Here is a 19,236-nt window from a genome sequence, read left to right on the forward strand (position 1 = left end):
TAGAGAGCCGAACGGATGATCGGTTTCACCCTGTGGATGACGGGAGTCCGACCAGGTCGAGAATCCGCTGAGCCGGGGAACCGGTGGCCGCGACCAGGACGAGCGGCGCCTTCTCGTCGTGGTGGCTCTCGGCGACCTGGTGCAGCGCGGACACCCCGGCGCTGGCCAGGTGGCTGACCCCGGACAGGTCGACGGTCATCGGCACGGTGCCGCCCCGGCTGCGGCGCAGCAGCTCCTGCCGCACCTGCTGGGCCGACGCGGCGTCCACCGGGCCGTCCAGGCGGACCCGGGCCTCGACCCCACCGGGCAGTTCGGCGATGGTGAGTTCGGTGGCGTGGGGCACGACGACGGCCGCCTCGTCGAAGCGGACCAGCAGCCGGGCCGGGCGGGCCAGCGGATGCCGGACGGTGACGACGGTGCCGTCGGCGCCCGGCTCGACCCGCAGGCTGCGCACCAGTTGGGCGGTGAGCGCCAGGCCCCGGCCGCGGGCCGGCTGCCGTTGCGGCACCTGCCAGCCGCCGTGGTCGGTGACCGTGACCTCGACCGTGCCGGTACGGTCCAGCCCGGCCCGGATCTCGACGACGTCGCGGCCGAACTCGTACCCGTGCTCGATCGCGTTGGTGGTCAGTTCCCCGACGGCGTGCTGGAGGGCGAAGACGTCGTGTTCGGCCGCGCCGACCTCGGCCAGCCAGGCGGCCAGCCGGCTGCGGACGCCGCGCAGCGCCGCCGCCTCCGCCGGCAGATCGATCGTCAGTTCCGGTACGGCCGGGACACGCTGGGCGGCCAGCAACGTGATGTCGTCGGCGTGCCCACCTGCCCGGACCAGCAGCTCCAGCGTCTGGGTGCAGACCCGCTCGGCGGCCGTCTCCGGGTCCCGCAGCGCCCGCCCGGCCGCCGCGTCCGCCGCCACGTGCGCCAGTTCGACGGCACTGTCCAGGGTGCCGTCGCGCCCGTTGCCGGGCCGTTCCAGGATCCCGTCGGTGTAGAGCAGCAGCAGGTCGCCCTCGGCGAGCCGTTCGGTGCGGACCGGGAACGTTCCGCCGGTGCCGAGCGGGACACCCCACGTGCCGGGCAGGTAGCGGGCGTCGCGGCCGGCCGGGATGAGCAGCGGCGCCGGATGGCCGGCCGTGCAGTACGACAGCTCACCGGTGCCCGCGTCGAGGACGGCCAGGCACACCGTCGCCGCGTACGCCGCCCGCACCCGCCCGGCGAACCGGTCCGCGGCGGCCAGCGCCTCGGAGATGCCGGCCCCGGCGTCGAGCCGTTCCTGGAGCACCGCCCGCAGCTGCCCCATCACCCCGGAGGCGGTGACCCCGTGCCCCACCACGTCGCCGACCACCAGCGCGACCCGCCCGTCCGGCCGGGCCACCACGTCGAACCAGTCGCCGCCGGCCGCCGTGTCCGCGTCGGCGAGCAGATAGCTGGCCGCCACCTGCAACCCGGGCAGCACCGGCAGCCCGGCCGGCAGCAGCTCCCGTTGCAGGGCGTTTATCACGTCCCGGCTCTGCTCGTAGCGGCGGCGCAGCCGGTCCGCCTCGGCCTCGGCGGCCAGCCGGGTACGGGCGAGTTCGGTGACGTCGAACCCGGCCCCGATGACGCCGCGCCGCCCGCCGTCGGCGTCCAGCCACGGCACGATCGTGAACGTCGCGAACATCTCCAGCACCGAGCCGTCGGGCTGCTCGATGTGGGTCCGCCACTGCCGCCCGATGACGGGCTCCCCGGTGCGGTACACCTCGTGATAGGCGTCCACATACTGCTGTCCGGCCAGGTCGGCGATGACCTCCCGGATCGGGCGGCCCAGGATGTCGCGCCCGGGCAGTACCGCACGGGTCGCCGCGTTGCACGCCACCAGCAGCAGATCCGGCCCCTCGCACACGGCGACGATGAAGGGCAGCTGATCGACCGCGGCCATCATCGCGTCGAGCTCACCGGCATCCGGTAGGTTCACGCTCGTCACCATGCCATCGTGCCGGACCCGCCGCTAGAAGGCGCCGAACGTCACTCGGCCAGGGACAGATCGATGGTGTGGGCGGTGTGCGACGCCTTGACGCTCAGGTAGCGGACGTTGGCGGCGGACAGGTGCACCCCGGTCGGGATCCGCTGAGTGACGTCGATCCCGAGGTCGGCCAGCTGGCCGGCCTTGTCCGGGTTGTTGCTGAGCAGCCGCACCCGGTCGACACCGAGGGCGAGCAGCATCTGCGCGGCCGCCGTGTAGTCGCGTTCGTCCTCGCCCCGCCCCAGCGCCACGTTCGCCTGGTAGGTGTCGAGGCCGTCGTCCTGGAGCGCGTACGCGTCGAGTTTCGCGTACAGGCCGATGCCCCGGCCCTCCTGGCGCAGGTAGAGCAGGAAACCGCCCTGTTCGGCGATCCGTTCGACGGCCTCGCGCAGCTGCGGACCGCAGTCGCAGCGCTGGCTGCCGAAGACGTCGCCGGTGAGGCACTCGCTGTGCGGGCGGACCAGCGGGGCCCGCCCGCCGGCCGCCGACTTGGTCAGGGCCCGTTGCCAGTCGCCGAGGCCGAGCGCCAGATGTTCCTTGCCGTCGTCCAGCCCGTTGAAGGTCATCACCCGGGCGGTCGTCGCGTAGCCGTCGGGGAAACGCAGCGGCACGGTGACCTGACGGCGAATGCTCGCCTTGGCAACCGTCATATGCATGGCCGTGGCCTCGAACATCGGTCCTCCTCGTTGGTTCCCGCCGTGCTCGGCGACGTCAGATGCACTGCCCGGAGATCGGTCCTCGCACACAGCGGATTATGGTGAGGAACAATCCCGGGAGGCGTCATCGGTGGCTGAGCGTCCTTACACCTTGCTGAGCTGTGGCATGTCCATCGACGGTTACGTCGACGACACGACCGAGGAGCGGCTGCTCCTCTCGAACGACGCGGATTTCGACCGGGTCGACGAGGTCCGCGCACAGTGCGACGCGATCCTGGTCGGCGCCGGCACGATCCGCCAGGACAATCCGCGGCTGCTGGTGCGCTCGGCGACCCGCCGGGCCGAGCGGATCGCCCGCGGGGAAGATCCGGACCCGGTGAAGGTCACCGTAACGGGTAGCTGCCACCTCGACCCGGGGGCGTCCTTCTTCACCACGGGGGAGTCCGCGAAGCTGGTCTACTGCGCCACGTCGACCGTGGACGAGGCCCGGAAGCTGCTGGACGACCGGGCCACCGTGGTCGACGGAGGTGACCCGGTGGACGTCCGCCGTGTCTCCGCCGACCTCGGCGCGCGCGGCATCCGCCGCCTCATGGTGGAGGGCGGTGGTCACATGCACACCCAGTTCCTCGCCGCCGGTCTCGCCGACGAGTTGCAGCTGGTGGTGGCCCCGTTCTTCGTCGGCGACTCGCGGGCGCCGCGGTTCGTCTACGACGGCGACTTCCCGTGGAGCTCCGGCAACCGGGCCACTCTCGCCGAGGTCCGCCCGATGGGTGACGTGGTGCTGCTGCGCTACGCGCTGTCCGAGCGGTTCGGCCGACCCTGAGATCAAGCCGCGACCCCGCCGGAGTAGGCGGGGCGCGCCCCCACCCGTACCGGAACTCGCCGGCCACGATCGGCCGGAAGCGGCACGATGACCGGGAGCGGCGCCATGGCCGGCGCCGGAACGACCGGGAGCGTCACCGGGGCAGCGGTGAGCGCTGGGAGCGCCGGGGCGGCCATCGGCTGCTCGCGACGGCGCGCCACCAGGCGCAGCACCAGGATCACCGCGCCGGGCGCCGCCGCCACGAACGCCAGGATGCCGTAGGCCACCGCGATCGTCAGACCCTGCGCCGCGCTCAGCCCGGCCGCGCCGAACGCCCACGCCATGATCCCCTCCCGGGGACCCCAGCCGCCGACGTTGACCGGCAGGCCCATCGCCAGCAGCGCGAGCAGCAGCATCGGGGCCAGTTCCAGCAGCGACGCCGTGCTGCCCGCGGCCCGCGCCGCCACCATGAACATCGCCAGGTGCCCGGCCAGCGCCGCGGCCGACGCCAGCAGCACCGCGGGCCCGTTGCGCCGCGACAGCAGACCCACGCGGATCTCGGCCATCCCGGTCCGGGCCGCGCCGGCCGTCCGGGAACGCCCACGCCGCAGCCGCCGCAGACCGGCGACGATCAGGACGCCGGCCAGCGCGACACCCACGCTCACCGCGGCCACCCGCGCCGCGTTCCCCTTCATCAGGGTCAACACCGGCGATGGTACGGAGACGAGCACCGCAGCACCGACCACCAGCAGCACGACCTGCCCCGCGATCCGTTCCAGGACCACCGCCCGGACGCCGCGGCCCAGGTCACCGGAGTCCCGGCCGTGCCGGACCGCCCGGTCCACGTCGCCGAGGATCCCGCCCGGCAGCGCGGCGTTGAGGAACAGCGCCTGGTAGTAGTCGGCGGTCGCGTCCTTCAGCGACAGCCGCATGCCCAGGGCACGCGCCACCACACACCACCGCCATGCGGTCAGCACCGTGGTCGCCGCGCCGATCCCCAGCGCCGCCACCAGCGCGCCCGTGTCGAGCACACGCAATCCGTCCAGGAACGCGCCGGTCCCGAACCGCCACAGGACCAGTGCCAGGATGCCGGCACCGCCCAGCAGTTTCAGCCAGGTCCAGATCGCTCGCGTCACGTCCATCGTCCCCTCGTAGCCTTCGAGGACTAGTACGCCCGACCGGCGGCTTAAGGTTCAGCTGAAGATCGCTAAAACATCCTGGTGTCCCACGGACGCGTGCGGTAGCGACGCCAGACGCCGCTCCACGTAGTCGCCGACCGGCAGATCGGGCCGCTGATCGAGAGCCGCCGCGACCCAGCCGCGCAGCCATTCGGCGGTCAGCGCGGGCAGCGCCGGCCCCAGCCGCCACGCGCTCGGCCGGACGATCACCCGGGCGCCCACCTTCTCGAACGCCGCGACCGCCACCTCCGGCGCGTCCGGCCCGAGCAGCCGGCGGCCACCCTCGGCGCGCCGCTGGTGCTCGTTGAACGCCGCCTCGATCTCCGTGTCGAGCGGGTCGTCCGGCGCGAGCCGCACCTCGCCGGTCACCGACAGCGTGAACAGTGCCGCCACCCTCGCCTCGGCGCACACCGCGGCCAGCCGCTCCACCTCCGCGGCGGTCAGCAGGTCCAGCAGCGCCGAACACGTCACCAGGTCGGTGCCGGCCAGGTCGGCGGCGGTCAGCTCGGTCACGTCACGGCGCTGGGTGCTGACGGTCACCCCCTCGGGCATGTCCCCGGCGGCCCGCAGCAGCAGCGCCGGGTCCCGGTCCGTCATGATCCAGTGCTGGGGCAGCGGCAGCCGCGGGGACAGCCACCGGCCCAGCGAACCGGTCCCGCAGCCCAGGTCACGCACCGTCCGTACCGGGCCGGGCAGCTCTCCGACCAGCTCGGCGGCCCGGGCGGCCGCGTCGGCGGGCTCGCGCAGCGCCAGCCAGGACGCGCTGAAGTCGCCCTCGCCGTCGCCGCTGATCGTCGCCGCCCGCTCGTGCCCCGCGGCGCGCGGCCCGGCCCCGCTGATCGGCCCACTCTCAGTGAGAGTCCCGATCCCCCCGGTCCCGCCGAGCGCCCCGCCCAGGTTGAGCGGCCCGGTTTCGCTCAGCGTCTCGATCTCCCCGGCCGTCCCGCTGTCGCCGGGCGTCCCGGTCTCGCTGAGCGGTTCGCCTTCATGGAAGGGGCCGGTCTCGCTGAACGGTCCGATTCCACCGGCGGTCTCGCCCGCACCGGCCGTCCCGGTCCCACCGGCGGTCCCGCCCTCGCTGAGCGTGCCCGTCTCGGTGAGCGGTTCGCTCTCACGGAACGGGCCGGCCTCGCTGAACGTGGCGATCTCCTGGTCCGTGTGGTCGCGCAGTGCCGTGCCGGGCGCCGCCGGGTCGTCCCCGATCTCGATCCTGCCGTGCACTTCCGTCATGACTGCCTCCTCGGCGTGGTCGCCCGGTCCGGGCGCGGTCCCGGCCGGCTGTCAACGCTGTGTCCCGGCCCGGGAGACAGCACTGACAGCCGGCCGGATGAGTTCCGGAGAGCGCGCTCGGTCATGCGAGCGCCGCGACTCACGATCGGCGTCGCGTGTGCCCGCGCCAGGCCGGTGACCGCGGTGAGCGGGCCGCCTCGCCTCGTACTCGGGTGATCCACCGGACAGGTCCTAGCAGCGACGCGGCGCGCTGTGGTGTTGGTGTGCGCCTGGGCGATGTCGGTCGGGTTCCAGGCTGTCAGGTTTCGGTGGCGGCGGGCGCGGGTTGGTGCTTCGGGGGCGCGGAGCGGCCGGGCGGGGTCAGGGGAGGCCATCGAGCACCTCGCGGATGCGCTTCGCGGTCTCGTCCCAGCCGGTCAGGGTCTCGCGGCGGGCGCGGGCCCGGTCGCGCCAGCGGGCTCGCAGCCCGGGGTCGGTGAGCCACTCGCGCAGGGCGCCGGCGAGGGCGTCGCGGTCGCCGGGCGGGATCAGCCTGCCGGGGCGGCCGCCGCCTGCTTCGCCGAGAGCCTCCGGGACTCCGCCGACGTCCGTCGCCAGCACCGGCAGGCCGCGGGCGAGCGCTTCGGTCACCACCATCCCGTACGTCTCCGCGCGCGACGGCAGCACGAACAGGTCGGCGTCCGCGTAGACGGCGTCGAGCGCGGCCCCGGTCAGCGGCCCGGTGAACCGCACACTGCCCTGATCCGGAACCGGCCCGTCCCGCTCCGGCCGGCTGACCCGCCAGCTCCCCTCGGCCGCCCGGCCAGCGGCGCCGTCGCCGAGCCGCCCGGCCTCGTCGCCGAGCCGTCCAGGACCGTCGTCGAACTGCCCGGCCTCGTCGCCGAGCTGGCCGGCGCTGTCCGGGGTTCGCGCTTCGGTGCGCCGGGGCAGCGGGTCGCCGTTCGCATCGAGGGTGGCGCCCAGGCCGGAGGGGGTGGTCAGGGTGAGGGTGGCGGGGGTGGGGATCTCGCCCAGGATGCGGCCCGCGCCGGCGATGGTGCACGTCCACGGGAGGCCGGTGAGGGTCTGGAGGGCCTGGAGCAGCAGGGGGTAGCCCTTGCGCGGGGTCAATGAGGCGACCATGAGCAGCCGGTGGCCGGTGGGCGACGGGACGGCCGGGGGAGCGGGGTCGACGCCGGGTGGGACGGCGTGGACGCCGGTCAGGTCGTGGAGTTCCTCGACGCGGCGGGCGGCCGGGGTGCTGGTGGCGATGACGGCGGCGGCCAGGTGCAGGGCGCGGCGTTCCCGGGCGCGCAGGTCGGCGGCGGCCTCGGGGGTGAGGCCGGTCTCGTCGCAGAGCGGCAGGTGCACGAGGATCACCGGGCGCAGCCGGGTGGCGTGCGGTTCGAGCAGGTCCGGGACACCGCAGACGATCAGGCCGTCGAGCAGGACGACGGCGCCGTCGGGGATGTCGGCGAGGATCCGGGCCAGTGCCTCGCGGGCGGCCGGCGCGGGACGGGGCCAGTCGCCGGGGACGAGCTTCTCCCGTACCGCTGAAGGGGTTTGATCGCCGGAGGCGGGGGAGGGACCACCGGGGAGGGTGAGGCGGCGCAGCACCTCGCGGTCGTAGCGGTTGCCGCCGGACGGTGCCGCCGGGTCGTCGATCGACGCCGGCAGCACCGCGAACAGCGTGTGGATCACCGCAGGGTGCGCTCGTAGGTCGCCCAGGCGATGTGCGACTCGTGCAGGGTGATCGAGATGCCGGTGAGGCCGGACGCGCCGCGGCCGAATTCGCCGGCGTGGATGCGGACCGCCAGCCGGTCAGCGATGATCTTGGCGAGGAATTCGGTGGACGTGTTGACGCCGGTGAACTCGGGATCGTCGTCGAGGTTGCGGTAGCTGAGCCCGTGGCAGACGGTGTGCAGCTGTTCGCTCGCCTTGCCGATGTCCACGACGATGTTGTCGTCGTCCAGGTCGGGACGGCGGAAGGTGGCGTCGACGACGAAGGTGGCGCCGTGCAGGCGCTGCGCCGGGCCGAAGACCTCGCCGGTGAAGCTGTGCGCGATCATGATGTGGTCGCGGACGGTGACGCTGAACAAGGGCTCAACTCCTCAGGTGCGGTTCGTGAGGTAGTACGGGTACCCGTTCCGGAAAGATCAATTCGCCGGATGGTCGATGACGTGACAGAGCGCGGGCAGTGAGCCGTCGGCGATCCGTGGCATCACCTCGGGCAGGTCGTCGAAACCGCTGCGGCCGCTGATCAGGGCGTCGAAGCGCGGGTCTTTCAGCAGGTCGAGGGCAAGGGCGAGACGCTGCGCGTAGGAGCGGCGGCGGGCCGGGGCGATGCCGCCGACCTGGCTGCTGCGGATGGTCAGGCGACGGGAGTGGAAGAACTCACCCAGGGGTACGGCGATGCGGCGGTCGCCGTACCAGGAGAGTTCGACGACCGTGCCCTCGGCGGCCAGTAGTTCGAGGGCGGTGGTGAGGCCCTGTTCGGTGGCGCTGGCGTGGATGACGATGTCGCGTTCTTTCCGCGCCTCGGCCGGCAGTGCGAAACCGACATTCAGCTTGTTAGCTTCTTTTTCGCGATTTTGTACGTCGACCAGCTCGACATCCGTGCCCGGCATCCCGGCCAGCACCGCGGCCACCGACAGGCCGACCATTCCGCCGCCCACCACCGAGATCCGGTCACCGATCTGCGGGGCGGCGTCCCACACCGCGTTCACCGCCGTCTCCACCGTCCCGGTCAGGACGGCCCGTGCCGCGGGCACCCCGTCCGGCACCACGGTCACCGCGGTCGCCGGGACCACGTACCGGGTCTGGTGGGGGAAAAGGCAGAACACCGTCTTCCCGATCAGCTCCGGGACGCCGGCCTCGACGAGTCCCACGTTCAGGTAGCCGTACTTGACCGGGGCCGGGAAGTCGCCACTCTGGAAGGGGGCGCGCATCGAGGGCCACTGGCTCTCCGGGACCCGCCCCTGGAACACCAGCGTCTCGGTGCCCCGGCTCACCCCGGAGTGCAGAGTCCGGACGAGCACCTCATCCGGGCCGGGATCGGGCACCCGTTCGGTGCGTATCTCCCCGATCCCCGGGGAAGTCATCCAGAACGCGCGAGCCGTCAAGAGCCTCATCCTTTTGCGCCGTTGAACCGGGTGCCCCCGGTCGGTGTGTCCACTGGTTGAACCCTATGTTGTTCAGGAGGAATGGTGACGATCAGTACGACACTGCGGCCTCTGGCCGGGTTTGCCGCGCAGATCCTCCTGCTCGCCGTACTCGCCGCCACCGTCGGCCTCACCGGGTGGGGATGGCTCGCCGGGCTGCTGTACGGCCTCCTGCTCTGCGGCCTGCTCGCGGCCGGCCTGCGCCGCGCCGGAATGACCAGTCTCGGATGGGCGAACGCGGTCACGTTCGGTCGCGCGATCCTGGCTGGCGGGGTCACCGCGATGGCCGCCGGCTCGGGCGCCCCGGCCTGGCTGCTGGCGACCGTCGCCGGGGTGGCCCTCGCGATGGACGGGCTGGACGGGCAGATCGCCCGGCGGACCGGCACCACCACCGGACTGGGCGCCCGCTTCGACATGGAGGTCGACTCGGCGCTGGCCCTGGTCCTGAGCGTGTACGTGGCCGTCGGCCAGCACTGGCTCGCCCTGGTCATCGGTCTGGCCCGCTACCTGTTCGGCGCCGCGTCGTGGGCGCTGCCCTGGCTGAACGCGCCCCTGCCGCCGCGATTCAGCCGCAAGGTCGTCGCCGCCGAGCAGGGCGTCGTGCTGGTGGCCGTGGCGAGCGGGGTGCTGCCGCCGGTGCTCGCGGTGGCCGCCCTGGCGGTGTCGGTGGCGTCGCTGGCCTGGTCGTTCGGCACCGACGTGTTCTGGCTGTACCGGGCGTCCCGGGTCCGGGAGCAGGCCCGCAGCCGCTGGTCCGGAACGCGGGAGCACGCCCTCGCCCGCAGTTGACCCGGTGGCCCACTCCCACCCGGGACGGTCCACGATGTCCCGATGGGTGCGCAACAGCATGGCGCGAGCCGGTGGACACCGTGGCGGCAGACGCGGCAGACGGTCACCGGCAGTGTCGTCCTCGGTGACGTCGTCCAGGTCGCGCACGTCGGCGGGGACGTCACGATCAGCCCGGACCGCCCGGCCTACCGGGTGACGGCCGCCCAGGCCGCCGCGGTACCGCTGGACCAGGAGGACGCCCGCCGGCAACCGAGCCGGCTGCTGGCGGCCCGCCACCGGATCGTGCCGTTCACCGGACGTCATGCCGAACTGGACGAACTCGCCGCGTGGGCCGGGTCGGCGGCCACCGTCTCGGCGCGGCTCGTGCACGCCGCCGGCGGGCAGGGCAAGAGCCGGCTCGCCGCCGAGGTCGCCGCCCGGTGCGCCGGCGCCGGATGGACGGTCTGGGAGGTCACCCACGGTGCGGCGCCCGCCGCCGGGGAGCGGGTCGAACTGGACAGCGGCGCCCTGCTCGCGGTGGTGGACTACGCCGACCGGTGGCCCATGGACGACCTGCTCGGGCTGCTCGGCCAGATGCGGGCGCTGCACGCCAGGACCGGGACACGCGTACGGGTCCTGATGCTCGCCCGCTCGGCCGGCTACTGGTGGCCGAGCCTCGCCGGACGGGCCGAGAACGATCACGGCATCGACACCGGGCCGATCGTCCTGGGCGGGCTGGACGCCGGCCGGGAGACGCTGTTCGCCGCGGCGGCCGCCCGGTTCGCCGCCGCACTCGGCGTGCCGGACGCGGACTGGATCGCGCCCGACCTGTCCGGGCCGGGGTTCGCGCAGGTGCTGCCGGTGCACATGGCGGCGCTCGCGGCCGTCGAGGCCCGGCGGCACGGTGACGAGGCGCCGGTCAGCCCGCGGGCGGTCTCCGAGTACCTGCTGGTCCGGGAACAGCGGTTCTGGAACATGAGTGAGGTCATGCACCGGGCCGTGTACACCGCGACCCTGACCGGGCCGGTGCCCCGCGACACCGCCCGGCGTGCCCTGGGCGCGGCCGGTCTCGCCGACGGGACCGCCGCCGCCGATCGTGTCATCGACGACCATCGGGCCTGCTATCCGCCGGCCGACCGCCGGCTCGTGTTCGAACCGTTGCATCCGGACCGGCTCGGCGAGGACCTGATCGCCCTGTCCACGCCCGGCCACGACGAGCCGACCGTGTTCGCCTACGACGACTGGCCGCTCAGCGCACCGGCCGCCCTGCTCGCACACGCGGAACGGCCCACGGAGTGGACGGCGACGGCGATGACCGTTCTGATCGAGGCCACCCACCGGTGGCCGCACCTCGCCGGGGAGGTGCTGTATCCGCTGATCCGCCGGGACCCGTGCGTCGCGGTCGAGGCGGGCGGCGCCGCCCTCATCCGGCTGGCCACCCTGCCCGGGATCGACCCCGGCGTGCTCGCCTCCGTCCAGGCGGCGATGCCGGACGGCCGGTTCCTCGAACTGGACGTCGCGGCCGCCGTGATCAGCGATCAGCTCACCGGGCCCCGGCTGCGGGCGGCCGGCGACCCGGCGACCACCGCGGCCGTGCACGCCGATCACGCGTACCGGCTCTCCCGTGCCGGCCGCTGGACCGAGGCGCTCGGCGCGGGCGAGGCGGCGGTTGCCCTGCTCCGGCCGCTCGCCGGGCAGGACCCCGGCAGGTATCTGCCGGAGCTGGCGATCGCCGTCAACAACGTGGGCACCTTCCTCTCCGAACTGGGCCGCCGCGAGGAGGCGCTGGCCCTCGGGCAGGAGGCGGTCGCGATCCGCCGCCGGCTGGCCGGGACCGACCCGGCCGCCGTGCCCGCCCTGGCCGGGAACCTGGCCGACGTGGCGGCCCGCTTGGCGGCCCTGGACCGGCGCGAGGAGTGCCTGGCGCCCGCGGCCGAGGCGGTGGACCTGCTTCGTGGGCTCGCCACGCACCGGTACGAGCTGGCGCTCGCCCTGAACAACCACGGCGCGTTCCTGGCCGACGCCGGCCAGTGGCAGGCGGGCCTCGACCTCACCGAGGAGGCGGTCGGACTGCTGCGGGACACCTCCGAACACCTGCCGGATCTCGCCATGTTGCTGGGGAACCTGGGCAACCGCATGTCCGATACCGGCCGCCATACCGAGGCGCTCGCCCCCGCCGCCGCCTCGACCGACCTCTACCGCGCGCTCGCGGACGTGAATCCGGCCCGGTACCGGCCCGATCTCGCCCTGTCGCTGAGCAACCTCGCCATCAAGCACGCCGAGCTGGGCCGCTGGGCGGAGGCGCTGCCGCCGTCCGAGGAAGCGGTCGCCCTCTACCGAGAACTGGCCGGGACGAACCCGGACCGGTACCGGCCCGACCTGGCTCGCGCCCTGAGCAACCACAGCCTGCGGCTGACCGAGATCGGGCGCTTCGGTGAGGCGGTCGCACCCGCCGAGGAGGCCGTCGCCCTGGGGCTCGGCGGGGAGCGGCTCGCGGTGGCGCTGACCAATCTGAGCGCGGCTCTCACCGGCCTGCGCCGCCACGCGGAGGCGCTGGCCGCGATCGACGAGGCGACCGCCCTCTGGCAGCGGATGGCCGAAGACCACCCGGAGGTGCACCTGCCCGACGTCGCCGTCTCGCTGTGCAACCGCGGGGCGGCCCTGTCCAATCTGGGCCGGACGGCGGAGGCCGTGGAACCGACGACCGAGGCGGTGGCGCTGCTGCGGCGGCTGGCCGGGGAGGACCCTGCCGTGCACGAATTCCGCCTGGCCGCCGCCCTGGGCAGCCTGGGCAGCCTGCTCGCCGCGACCGACCGCTCCGGGGAGGCCCTGTCGGTGCTGGAGGAGGCGGCCGCGCTGCACCGGCGGCTGGCCGAGACGAACCGGGAGGTCAACCTGCCGGGGCTCGCCGACTCGCTGCGCGGCCGGGGGATCCGGCTGTCCGAGACCGGGCACGCCGACGAGGCACTGACCTGCGCCGTGGAGGCGGTGGACCTCTACCGGCGGCTGGCCGGGGCCTACCCGGAGAAGCACCTGTCCGGATTCGGCGGGGCGCTGACGCACCTGCTCATCGCGCTGTGCGACCTGGGCCGGCTCGCCGAGGCGCGGCCGGTGTGCAAGGAGGCCCGGACGGTGCTGCGCCGGCTCGCCCGTCACGAGGAGACGGCGCTACAGGGTCTGGGCCTGGCCTCGACGATGTACGCCTGGATCTGTCTGGAGCTGCGGCGCGACCTGCTCGGCGCCGAGGCGGCGGCCGTCGAGTCGGTGCGGATCCACACGTCCCTGGCCGAGCGATACCCGGACGTCTTCGCGGACCGGCTGGCGGAGGCCCACGCCGTCCACGCCGCCGTGCTGGAGGCGCCCGGCAGACGTCCGCGGTTCCTCAGCGCCCAGCGGTGAGGACCACGGCGCGGCCGTCCACGTTGAGGACGTGACCGTCACCCAGGGTGGCCACCGGCTCGTGCCAGTGCACGTGACCGCAGACGGTGAGGGCCGGGCCGGCGAGCAGCACGCCCACCCGTTCGGGCGGTGTGCCGGGCAAACGCATCATCGGGTGCCTGCCTCGGGCTCGTCAGGGAGCCCTAGTGTTGCATTACGGTGAACTTCTTCTATGCCTGGCAGCCGGGGCCCGCGGGCTTGCCCCCGACGATCCGGTACCGCGAGATGTCCCCGCTCACGTAGTCGCCGAGCTGTCGTACCGAGGTGGGCGCGACCCCGTTGTTCATCACGTAACCCACGATCGCCGTCTCCACGGTCCGGCAGTTGGCCTGGTCGGCGACGACCTGGGCACGTGCCTCGAGCTTCGCGGGGTTCACCGCAACGTAAGAAACACCGCCGATACTCACCGTAAGGGCGCTGGCCATCGCAAGTTCGATCAAACGCACTGACGCAGGCTAGCCATGATCACTCACCGTAGGAAAGTGGGCCTTTCGGTCGAGATCAACAACCCTCTGTCACGGTACGGGCGGGCGAATGAATCGACGTGAGCCGCCCTCCGGGTGTTACCTTGATTACTCGGAGCAACGGTTTGATTGCGCTGGAGGATCCCATGCGTCGTGCCGCTGTCGTTCTCGCCCTCGTCCTCGCCGGTCTCTGGGTCGCCTCACCCGCCCAGGCGTTCGCGCACACCGCCGTGCACAACCCGGCCCTGCACACCCTGCTCGACGGGCTCACCCTGCTGGTCGCCACGGCGCCGGTGTGGACCGCCCTGCTCTGGGCCGGTGATCGTCGCTGGCTGCTCGCCGCACTGATCGGCGTGGTCCAGATCCCGGTCGCGATCATCGGCTTCATGCCGATCGCGAACCCGTGGCTGCACCTGTCCCTGTTCGCCCTCGCGCTCGGCCTGACCGCGGTGTCGCTGCGGGTGGTGCGTGGACAGGCACGGTCCACCGCCGCTGTCACGACTGTTCGCTGACAGGCCGCCTCCGGCCGCCGCGGCGTCCTCGCGCCGCGGCGGCCTCTGGCGCATGATCGGTCCCGTTGTTGCCGCGGCGGGATCTTCGCAGGTGCCGGTCCTGCTCCCGCGCCGTTCCCTCCACCGGAATCCCGGGTCTCGGCCGGTGCCTGTCCCGCTCCCACCCTTCGGCCATGCGGCCCGGCGGATGTCGATCGTGCGATGCGGGTGTTGCGGGAGCCTCTCAGCAAGCACGTCGTCGGATGTGATGTCGGCGTAACGTGGTCGTCAGTGAGGCTGGCCACAATGAATTCGTGGTGACGGAGACGATGATGCCGGTCAACGGCATCCAGGTGTGCCTGGAGACCTTCGGCGAGCCCACCGATGCCCCGCTGCTGCTCCTGGCCGGGGATGCCAGTCCGATGGACTGGTGGGACGACGAGTTCTGCCGCCGGCTAGCGGCCGGCGGCCGGTTCGTGATCCGCTACGACCACCGGGACACCGGCCGGTCCACCTCCTACCCGGCCGGCGCGACCGCCTACTCCGGCGCCGACCTCATGGACGACGCCGTCGGCGTGCTCGACGCGCTTCGGGTGCCGGCCGCGCACCTGGTCGGCTTCTCGCTCGGCGGCGCGCTCGCGCAGCGCATCGCGGTCCACCATCCCGAGCGGGTGCTGTCGCTCACCCTCATGGCGACCAGCGCCGACGGGGCGGGAGGGGAGACCGCGCCGGTCACCGTGGGCGGTCCGGTCACGGTCGTCGCGGGCACGGTCACGGCCGGCATCCGTACGGTGGAAGCCGCCCCGATCACCGACGAGACCGACTGGTCGAACCGGAAGTCCGCGGTCGCCCGGATGATCGCCGAGGTGCGCGACCACGGTGGCCCGTTCACCCCCGACGAGCCGCAGCTGCGCCGCCTGGCCGAGCGCATCTTCGACCGTTCCGCCGACCTGGCCGCCACCCGCCTCAATCACCGCCGTGCCGGTTACGGCCCCCCGGTCCGCGACCTGCTCGGCGCCATCGAGACCCGGACCGTGGTCCTGCACGGCACCCTCGACCGCCGCTTCCCGGCCGAACACCCGGAGGAGCTGGCCCGCTGCATCCCCGACGCCCGCCTGGTGTGGCTGGACGGCGTCGGCCACGAGTTCCCGCCCCGGGCCGTCTGGGACCAGGTCCTCGACGAGATCCTCCACTGACACCGTCCAGCCCGCGCCGCCGGGCTTGATCGGCTGTGCGAGCATCGCCGCGTGCGAGTGTTCCGGGGCGCTGGGCGGGATCGGCTCGGGTGGTTCGCCGCCGTACCGCTCGGGGTCCTGGCCGCCGGGGCGATGGTCGCCCACCCGGCGCTGCCCGGCGGAAGCCTGCTGCCGACCTTCCTGCCGTGGCTGGGGTTGAGCGTTCTCCCGATCCTCGCCCTGGCCGCGTGGCGCCGCTCCGGGATCGCACTGGCCGCGGCGCTGTTCCCGCTGACGGCCTGGCTCGCCCTCTTCGGCGGTCACCTCGTCCCGGCCCGGGAGCCCGCGCCCGATCTGGTCGCCGTGCAGCACAACGTCAGCGACGAGAACCCCGACGTGCCCGGCACCGTCCGCACGCTCCTGGAAGCCGACCCCGACCTGGTGGCCCTGGAGGAGGTCACGCCGGAGGCACTGCCCGCCTACCGGGCCGCGTTCCCGGCCGCCTACTCCCATCACAGCGTCCACGGCACGGTCGCGCTCTGGTCCCGGCACCCGCTCGCTGAGGAGGCCGCGCTCGACATCCGCCCGGCGACCCTCGGCGCCGACTGGAACCGCGGCCTGCGCGCCGTCGCCCGCACCCCGTACGGGGACATCGCCGTCTACGTGGTCCACCTGCCCTCGGTGCGGCCCGGCCCGGCCGGCCTGGACGCGGAACGCCGCGACGACAGCGCCCGCCGTCTCGCCGCGGCCCTCGCCGCCGAGCCGCTCGACCGGGTGATCCTCCTCGGCGACCTGAATGCCACCACGAAGGACCGTGGCCTCGAACCGGTCACCTCCCTGCTCGGCACCGCCGAGTCGGATTTCGCCTTCAGCTGGCCCGCCGCGTTCCCGGTCGCCCGCATCGATCAGGTCCTGGCCCGCTCGCTGACGGTCACCTCGGTCCGCACCCTCCCCGGAACCGGCAGCGACCACCTACCGATAGCCGCGCACCTCCGCCGGTGAGCGTCAGTGTGGCCGGCGCCGGGATCCGGCAGCATGGGTGCATGCGACTGGTCTCCCTTCTCCCGTCCGCGACCGAGATCGTCTATGCCCTGGGGCTGGGCGACGATCTGGTCGGGGTGACGTTCGAGTGCGACGAGCCGGCGTCCGCCCGGCAGACGAAGGCGGTCGTGGTCGGTGGGCGGGACACCCGCGGTATGACGCCCGCCGAGATCGACGACTACGTGCGCACGCAGATGTCGGCCGGCGGCGACCTCTACACCCTGCACGCGGACGCGCTGGCCGGGCTGGATCCGGAGCTGATCCTCACCCAGGATCTGTGCCGCGTCTGCGCGCTGCCGTCGGGGCACGTCGATCAGGCGCTGAGCCATCTGGGCTGCCGGTCGGAGGTGCTGTCGCTCGATCCGTACTCGCTGGAGGAGGTCCTCGGCACGTTTGTCGAGGTGGCGCGCGCGGCGGGCGTACCGGAACGGGGTGTGGAGCTGGTCGGCGCTCTGCGGGAGAGGCTGCGCGGGGTGAGTGACGCGGTGGCCGGGAGGCGGCGACCGAAGGTCGCGGTGGTGGAGTGGGTGGATCCGCCGTTCACGGCGGGGCACTGGGTGCCGGATCTGGTGGTCGCGGCCGGTGGGGAGCCGGTGGCGGCGCGGGCCGGGAAGCGGTCGGTGCAGGTGTCGTGGGCCGAGCTGGCCGCGCCCGAGCCGGAGATCGTGCTGGTCACGCCGTGCGGTTACCACCTGGACGGTGCGGCCCGGCAGGCCGGGGCGGTGATCGAGCACTTCCCGAAGGCCGCGGTGTGGGCGATCGACGGGGACGGGCTGGTGGTCCGGCCGGGGCCGCGCCTGGTCGACGGGGTCGAGGCGATCGCCGCGATCCTGCATCCCGGGGCGGTCCCGGCGCCTGCCGAAGGAGCGATCCGGCGGGTCAGCTGACCCGGGGCGCATCGGCGGCCGGGCGGTCGTCCTACGATCGTGGTGAACCACCGGACATGACGGAAACGGGTGACGATGGAGACGTTGGAGTTCCAGGCCGAGGCGCGCCAGCTACTGCAGCTGATGGTCCATTCGATCTACTCGAACAAGGACATCTTCCTGCGCGAGCTGATCTCGAACGCGTCGGACGCGCTGGACAAGCTGCGCCTGGCCAAGTTGCAGGACGGCCTGGAGGCGGACACCTCCGACCTGCACATCGAGATCGAGGTCGACGCGGAGGCGCGGACGCTGACCGTGCGGGACAACGGCATCGGCATGACCCGCGACGAGGTCGTCGAGTTGATCGGCACGATCGCCAAATCGGGCACGGCCGAGCTTCTCGGCAAGCTCAAGGAGGCCAAGGAGAGTCCCGAGCTGATCGGCCAGTTCGGCGTCGGCTTCTACTCGACCTTCATGGTCGCCGACAAGGTCACGCTGGTGACCCACAAGGCGGGCACCGAGGGCCACGGCACGCGCTGGGAGTCGGCGGGCGAGGGCACGTTCACGATCGACGACGCGCCGGACGCGCCGGTCGGCACCACGATCACGCTGCACCTGCGTCCCAAGGACGAGGACGACGCGCTCTACGACTACACCGACGAGTGGAAGATCAAGGAGATCGTCAAGCGGTACTCGGACTTCATCTCGTTCCCGATCCGCAAGGTCTCCGGTGACGGCGAGGCGGAGACGCTCAACTCGATGAAGGCGCTGTGGGCCCGGCCGCGCAGCGAGGTCACCGACGAGGAGTACCACCAGTTCTACCGGCACATCAGCCACGACTGGACCGACCCGCTCGAGATCATCAACATGAAGGCGGAGGGCACCTTCGAGTACGAGGCCCTGCTCTTCATCCCGGCGCGGGCCCCGCACGACCTGTTCCAGCGGGATGCCCGCCGTGGCCTCCAGCTGTATGTCAAGCGCGTCTTCATCATGGACGACAGCAAGGAGCTGATCCCCGACTACCTGCGCTTCGTCAAGGGCGTGGTGGACGCGGCCGACCTCTCGCTGAACATCTCCCGCGAGATCCTGCAGCAGGACCGGCACATCCAGATGATCCGGCGCCGCCTGGTCAAGAAGGTCCTCTCCACGATCAAGGACCTGATGGGCGGCAACCCGGAGAAGTACGCGACGTTCTGGCGCGAGTTCGGCCGGGCCGTCAAGGAGGGCCTGCTCGCCGAGCCGGACAACCACAAGCCGATCCTGGAGATCGCGTCGTTCGCCACCACTGCGCTCACTACCGACGGTGGCAGCGAGCCAACCACCCTAGCGGCATACGTGGAGCGGATGAAGGAGGGCCAGGAGGAGATCTACTTCCTGACCGGCGAGAGCCGCTCCCAGGTGGAGAACTCGCCGCACATGGAGGCCTTCCAGGCGGAGGGCTACGAGGTGCTGATCCTCACCGACCCGGTCGACGAGGTGTGGGTCGACGTGGTGCCCGAGTTCGACGGCAAGAAGCTGCGGTCCATCGCCCGGGGCACCGTCGACCTCAAGAAGGACGAGGAGGAGAAGCAGCCGGAGGGCGACTTCGGGCCGCTGCTCGGGTTCCTCACCGAGAAGCTGGACGAGCGGGTCAAGGAGGTGCGCCTGTCGCACCGGCTCACCACCTCGGCGGCCTGCCTGGTCAGCGATGCCGACGACATCACTCCGGCGCTGGAGAAGATGTACCGGGCGATGGGCCAGGAGGGGCCGCGGGTGAAGCGGATCCTCGAACTCAACCCGAACCATCCGCTGGTCGCCGGTCTGCGGTCGGCACACGAGCGCAAGGCCGACGACCCGGCCCTGCCGGACACCGCCGAGCTGCTGTACGGGACGGCGCTGCTGGCCGAGGGCGGCGACCTGGACGACCCGGCCAGGTTCGCCAAGCTGCTCGCCGACCGGCTCGCGCAGACGGTCTGAGGGAGTCCCGCCCGCCGGACCGATCCGGCGGGCGG

General features: G+C 72.9%; 17 protein-coding genes. 8 read left to right on the forward strand and 9 right to left on the reverse strand.

The window, feature by feature from the left end:
* Positions 1-25: 25 nt before the first annotated feature.
* Both BJ964_RS24875 and BJ964_RS24880 read right to left on the reverse strand, forming a co-directional pair.
* Positions 26-1,948, reverse strand: coding sequence for a SpoIIE family protein phosphatase (locus tag BJ964_RS24875; RefSeq protein ID WP_229806867.1), 1,923 nt, complete (start codon positions 1,946-1,948; stop codon positions 26-28).
* A gap of 50 nt (positions 1,949-1,998) precedes the next feature.
* Positions 1,999-2,652: a GTP cyclohydrolase II gene (locus BJ964_RS24880; protein WP_188127137.1), complete on the reverse strand. Its 654-nt coding sequence runs from the start codon at positions 2,650-2,652 to the stop codon at positions 1,999-2,001.
* Positions 2,653-2,782: 130 nt separating this feature from the next.
* On the opposite strand from BJ964_RS24880, the gene BJ964_RS24885 reads away from it, so the two are divergent.
* On the forward strand, positions 2,783-3,475 hold the full coding sequence (locus BJ964_RS24885) for a RibD family protein (protein WP_188122935.1): 693 nt from the start codon (positions 2,783-2,785) through the stop codon (positions 3,473-3,475).
* A 2-nt stretch (positions 3,476-3,477) separates the two neighbouring features.
* Here BJ964_RS24885 and BJ964_RS24890 read toward each other — a convergent pair whose 3' ends face one another.
* From BJ964_RS24890 to BJ964_RS24910, 5 genes are all read right to left on the reverse strand, one after another.
* Positions 3,478-4,596, reverse strand: coding sequence for a lysylphosphatidylglycerol synthase transmembrane domain-containing protein (locus BJ964_RS24890; RefSeq protein ID WP_188122936.1), 1,119 nt, complete (start codon positions 4,594-4,596; stop codon positions 3,478-3,480).
* Positions 4,597-4,647: 51 nt separating this feature from the next.
* On the reverse strand, positions 4,648-5,424 hold the full coding sequence (locus tag BJ964_RS49565; RefSeq protein ID WP_407650853.1) for a class I SAM-dependent methyltransferase: 777 nt from the start codon (positions 5,422-5,424) through the stop codon (positions 4,648-4,650).
* A 798-nt stretch (positions 5,425-6,222) separates the two neighbouring features.
* Positions 6,223-7,542 carry a glycosyltransferase family 4 protein gene (locus BJ964_RS48140; RefSeq protein WP_229806866.1) on the reverse strand — a complete coding sequence of 440 codons (1,320 nt, stop codon included), beginning with the start codon at positions 7,540-7,542 and terminating at the stop codon, positions 6,223-6,225.
* Complete coding sequence (locus BJ964_RS24905; RefSeq protein ID WP_188122938.1) at positions 7,539-7,940, reverse strand: 6-pyruvoyl trahydropterin synthase family protein; 402 nt, start codon at positions 7,938-7,940, stop codon at positions 7,539-7,541. The genes BJ964_RS48140 and BJ964_RS24905 overlap by 4 nt, the downstream gene beginning before the upstream one ends.
* A gap of 57 nt (positions 7,941-7,997) precedes the next feature.
* Positions 7,998-8,972, reverse strand: coding sequence for a zinc-dependent alcohol dehydrogenase (locus tag BJ964_RS24910; protein WP_188122939.1), 975 nt, complete (start codon positions 8,970-8,972; stop codon positions 7,998-8,000).
* 72 nt (positions 8,973-9,044) lie between these two features.
* On the opposite strand from BJ964_RS24910, the gene BJ964_RS24915 reads away from it, so the two are divergent.
* Both BJ964_RS24915 and BJ964_RS24920 read left to right on the forward strand, forming a co-directional pair.
* A complete protein-coding gene (locus tag BJ964_RS24915) occupies positions 9,045-9,791 on the forward strand; it encodes a CDP-alcohol phosphatidyltransferase family protein (protein WP_188122940.1) in 747 nt (248 codons plus the stop codon).
* Between the two features lie 42 nt (positions 9,792-9,833).
* Positions 9,834-13,169: a tetratricopeptide repeat protein gene (locus tag BJ964_RS24920; RefSeq protein ID WP_188122941.1), complete on the forward strand. Its 3,336-nt coding sequence runs from the start codon at positions 9,834-9,836 to the stop codon at positions 13,167-13,169.
* Here the strand turns inward: BJ964_RS24920 and BJ964_RS24925 are convergent.
* The gene (locus BJ964_RS24925) at positions 13,153-13,320 is read right to left on the reverse strand and encodes a hypothetical protein (RefSeq protein WP_188122942.1); all 168 of its coding nucleotides are present in this window, start codon (positions 13,318-13,320) and stop codon (positions 13,153-13,155) included. The genes BJ964_RS24920 and BJ964_RS24925 overlap by 17 nt on opposite strands.
* A 58-nt stretch (positions 13,321-13,378) precedes the next feature.
* Positions 13,379-13,585: a hypothetical protein gene (locus tag BJ964_RS24930; RefSeq protein ID WP_229806865.1), complete on the reverse strand. Its 207-nt coding sequence runs from the start codon at positions 13,583-13,585 to the stop codon at positions 13,379-13,381.
* Positions 13,586-13,818: 233 nt separating this feature from the next.
* On the opposite strand from BJ964_RS24930, the gene BJ964_RS24935 reads away from it, so the two are divergent.
* From BJ964_RS24935 to htpG, 5 genes are all read left to right on the forward strand, one after another.
* Positions 13,819-14,184, forward strand: a complete 366-nt coding sequence (locus BJ964_RS24935) for a hypothetical protein (protein WP_188122944.1) — start codon at positions 13,819-13,821, stop codon at positions 14,182-14,184.
* Between the two features lie 293 nt (positions 14,185-14,477).
* Positions 14,478-15,359, forward strand: coding sequence for an alpha/beta fold hydrolase (locus BJ964_RS24940; protein WP_229806864.1), 882 nt, complete (start codon positions 14,478-14,480; stop codon positions 15,357-15,359).
* Positions 15,360-15,410: 51 nt separating this feature from the next.
* A complete protein-coding gene (locus tag BJ964_RS24945; RefSeq protein ID WP_229806863.1) occupies positions 15,411-16,340 on the forward strand; it encodes an endonuclease/exonuclease/phosphatase family protein in 930 nt (309 codons plus the stop codon).
* A gap of 41 nt (positions 16,341-16,381) precedes the next feature.
* On the forward strand, positions 16,382-17,266 hold the full coding sequence (locus BJ964_RS24950; protein WP_188122945.1) for an ABC transporter substrate-binding protein: 885 nt from the start codon (positions 16,382-16,384) through the stop codon (positions 17,264-17,266).
* A 69-nt stretch (positions 17,267-17,335) separates the two neighbouring features.
* Positions 17,336-19,201 carry a molecular chaperone HtpG gene (gene htpG / locus BJ964_RS24955; RefSeq protein ID WP_188122946.1) on the forward strand — a complete coding sequence of 622 codons (1,866 nt, stop codon included), beginning with the start codon at positions 17,336-17,338 and terminating at the stop codon, positions 19,199-19,201.
* Positions 19,202-19,236: the final 35 nt, after the last annotated feature.

It is taken from the genome of Actinoplanes lobatus (assembly GCF_014205215.1).
GTDB classification, from domain to species: Bacteria; Actinomycetota; Actinomycetes; order Mycobacteriales; family Micromonosporaceae; genus Actinoplanes; species Actinoplanes lobatus.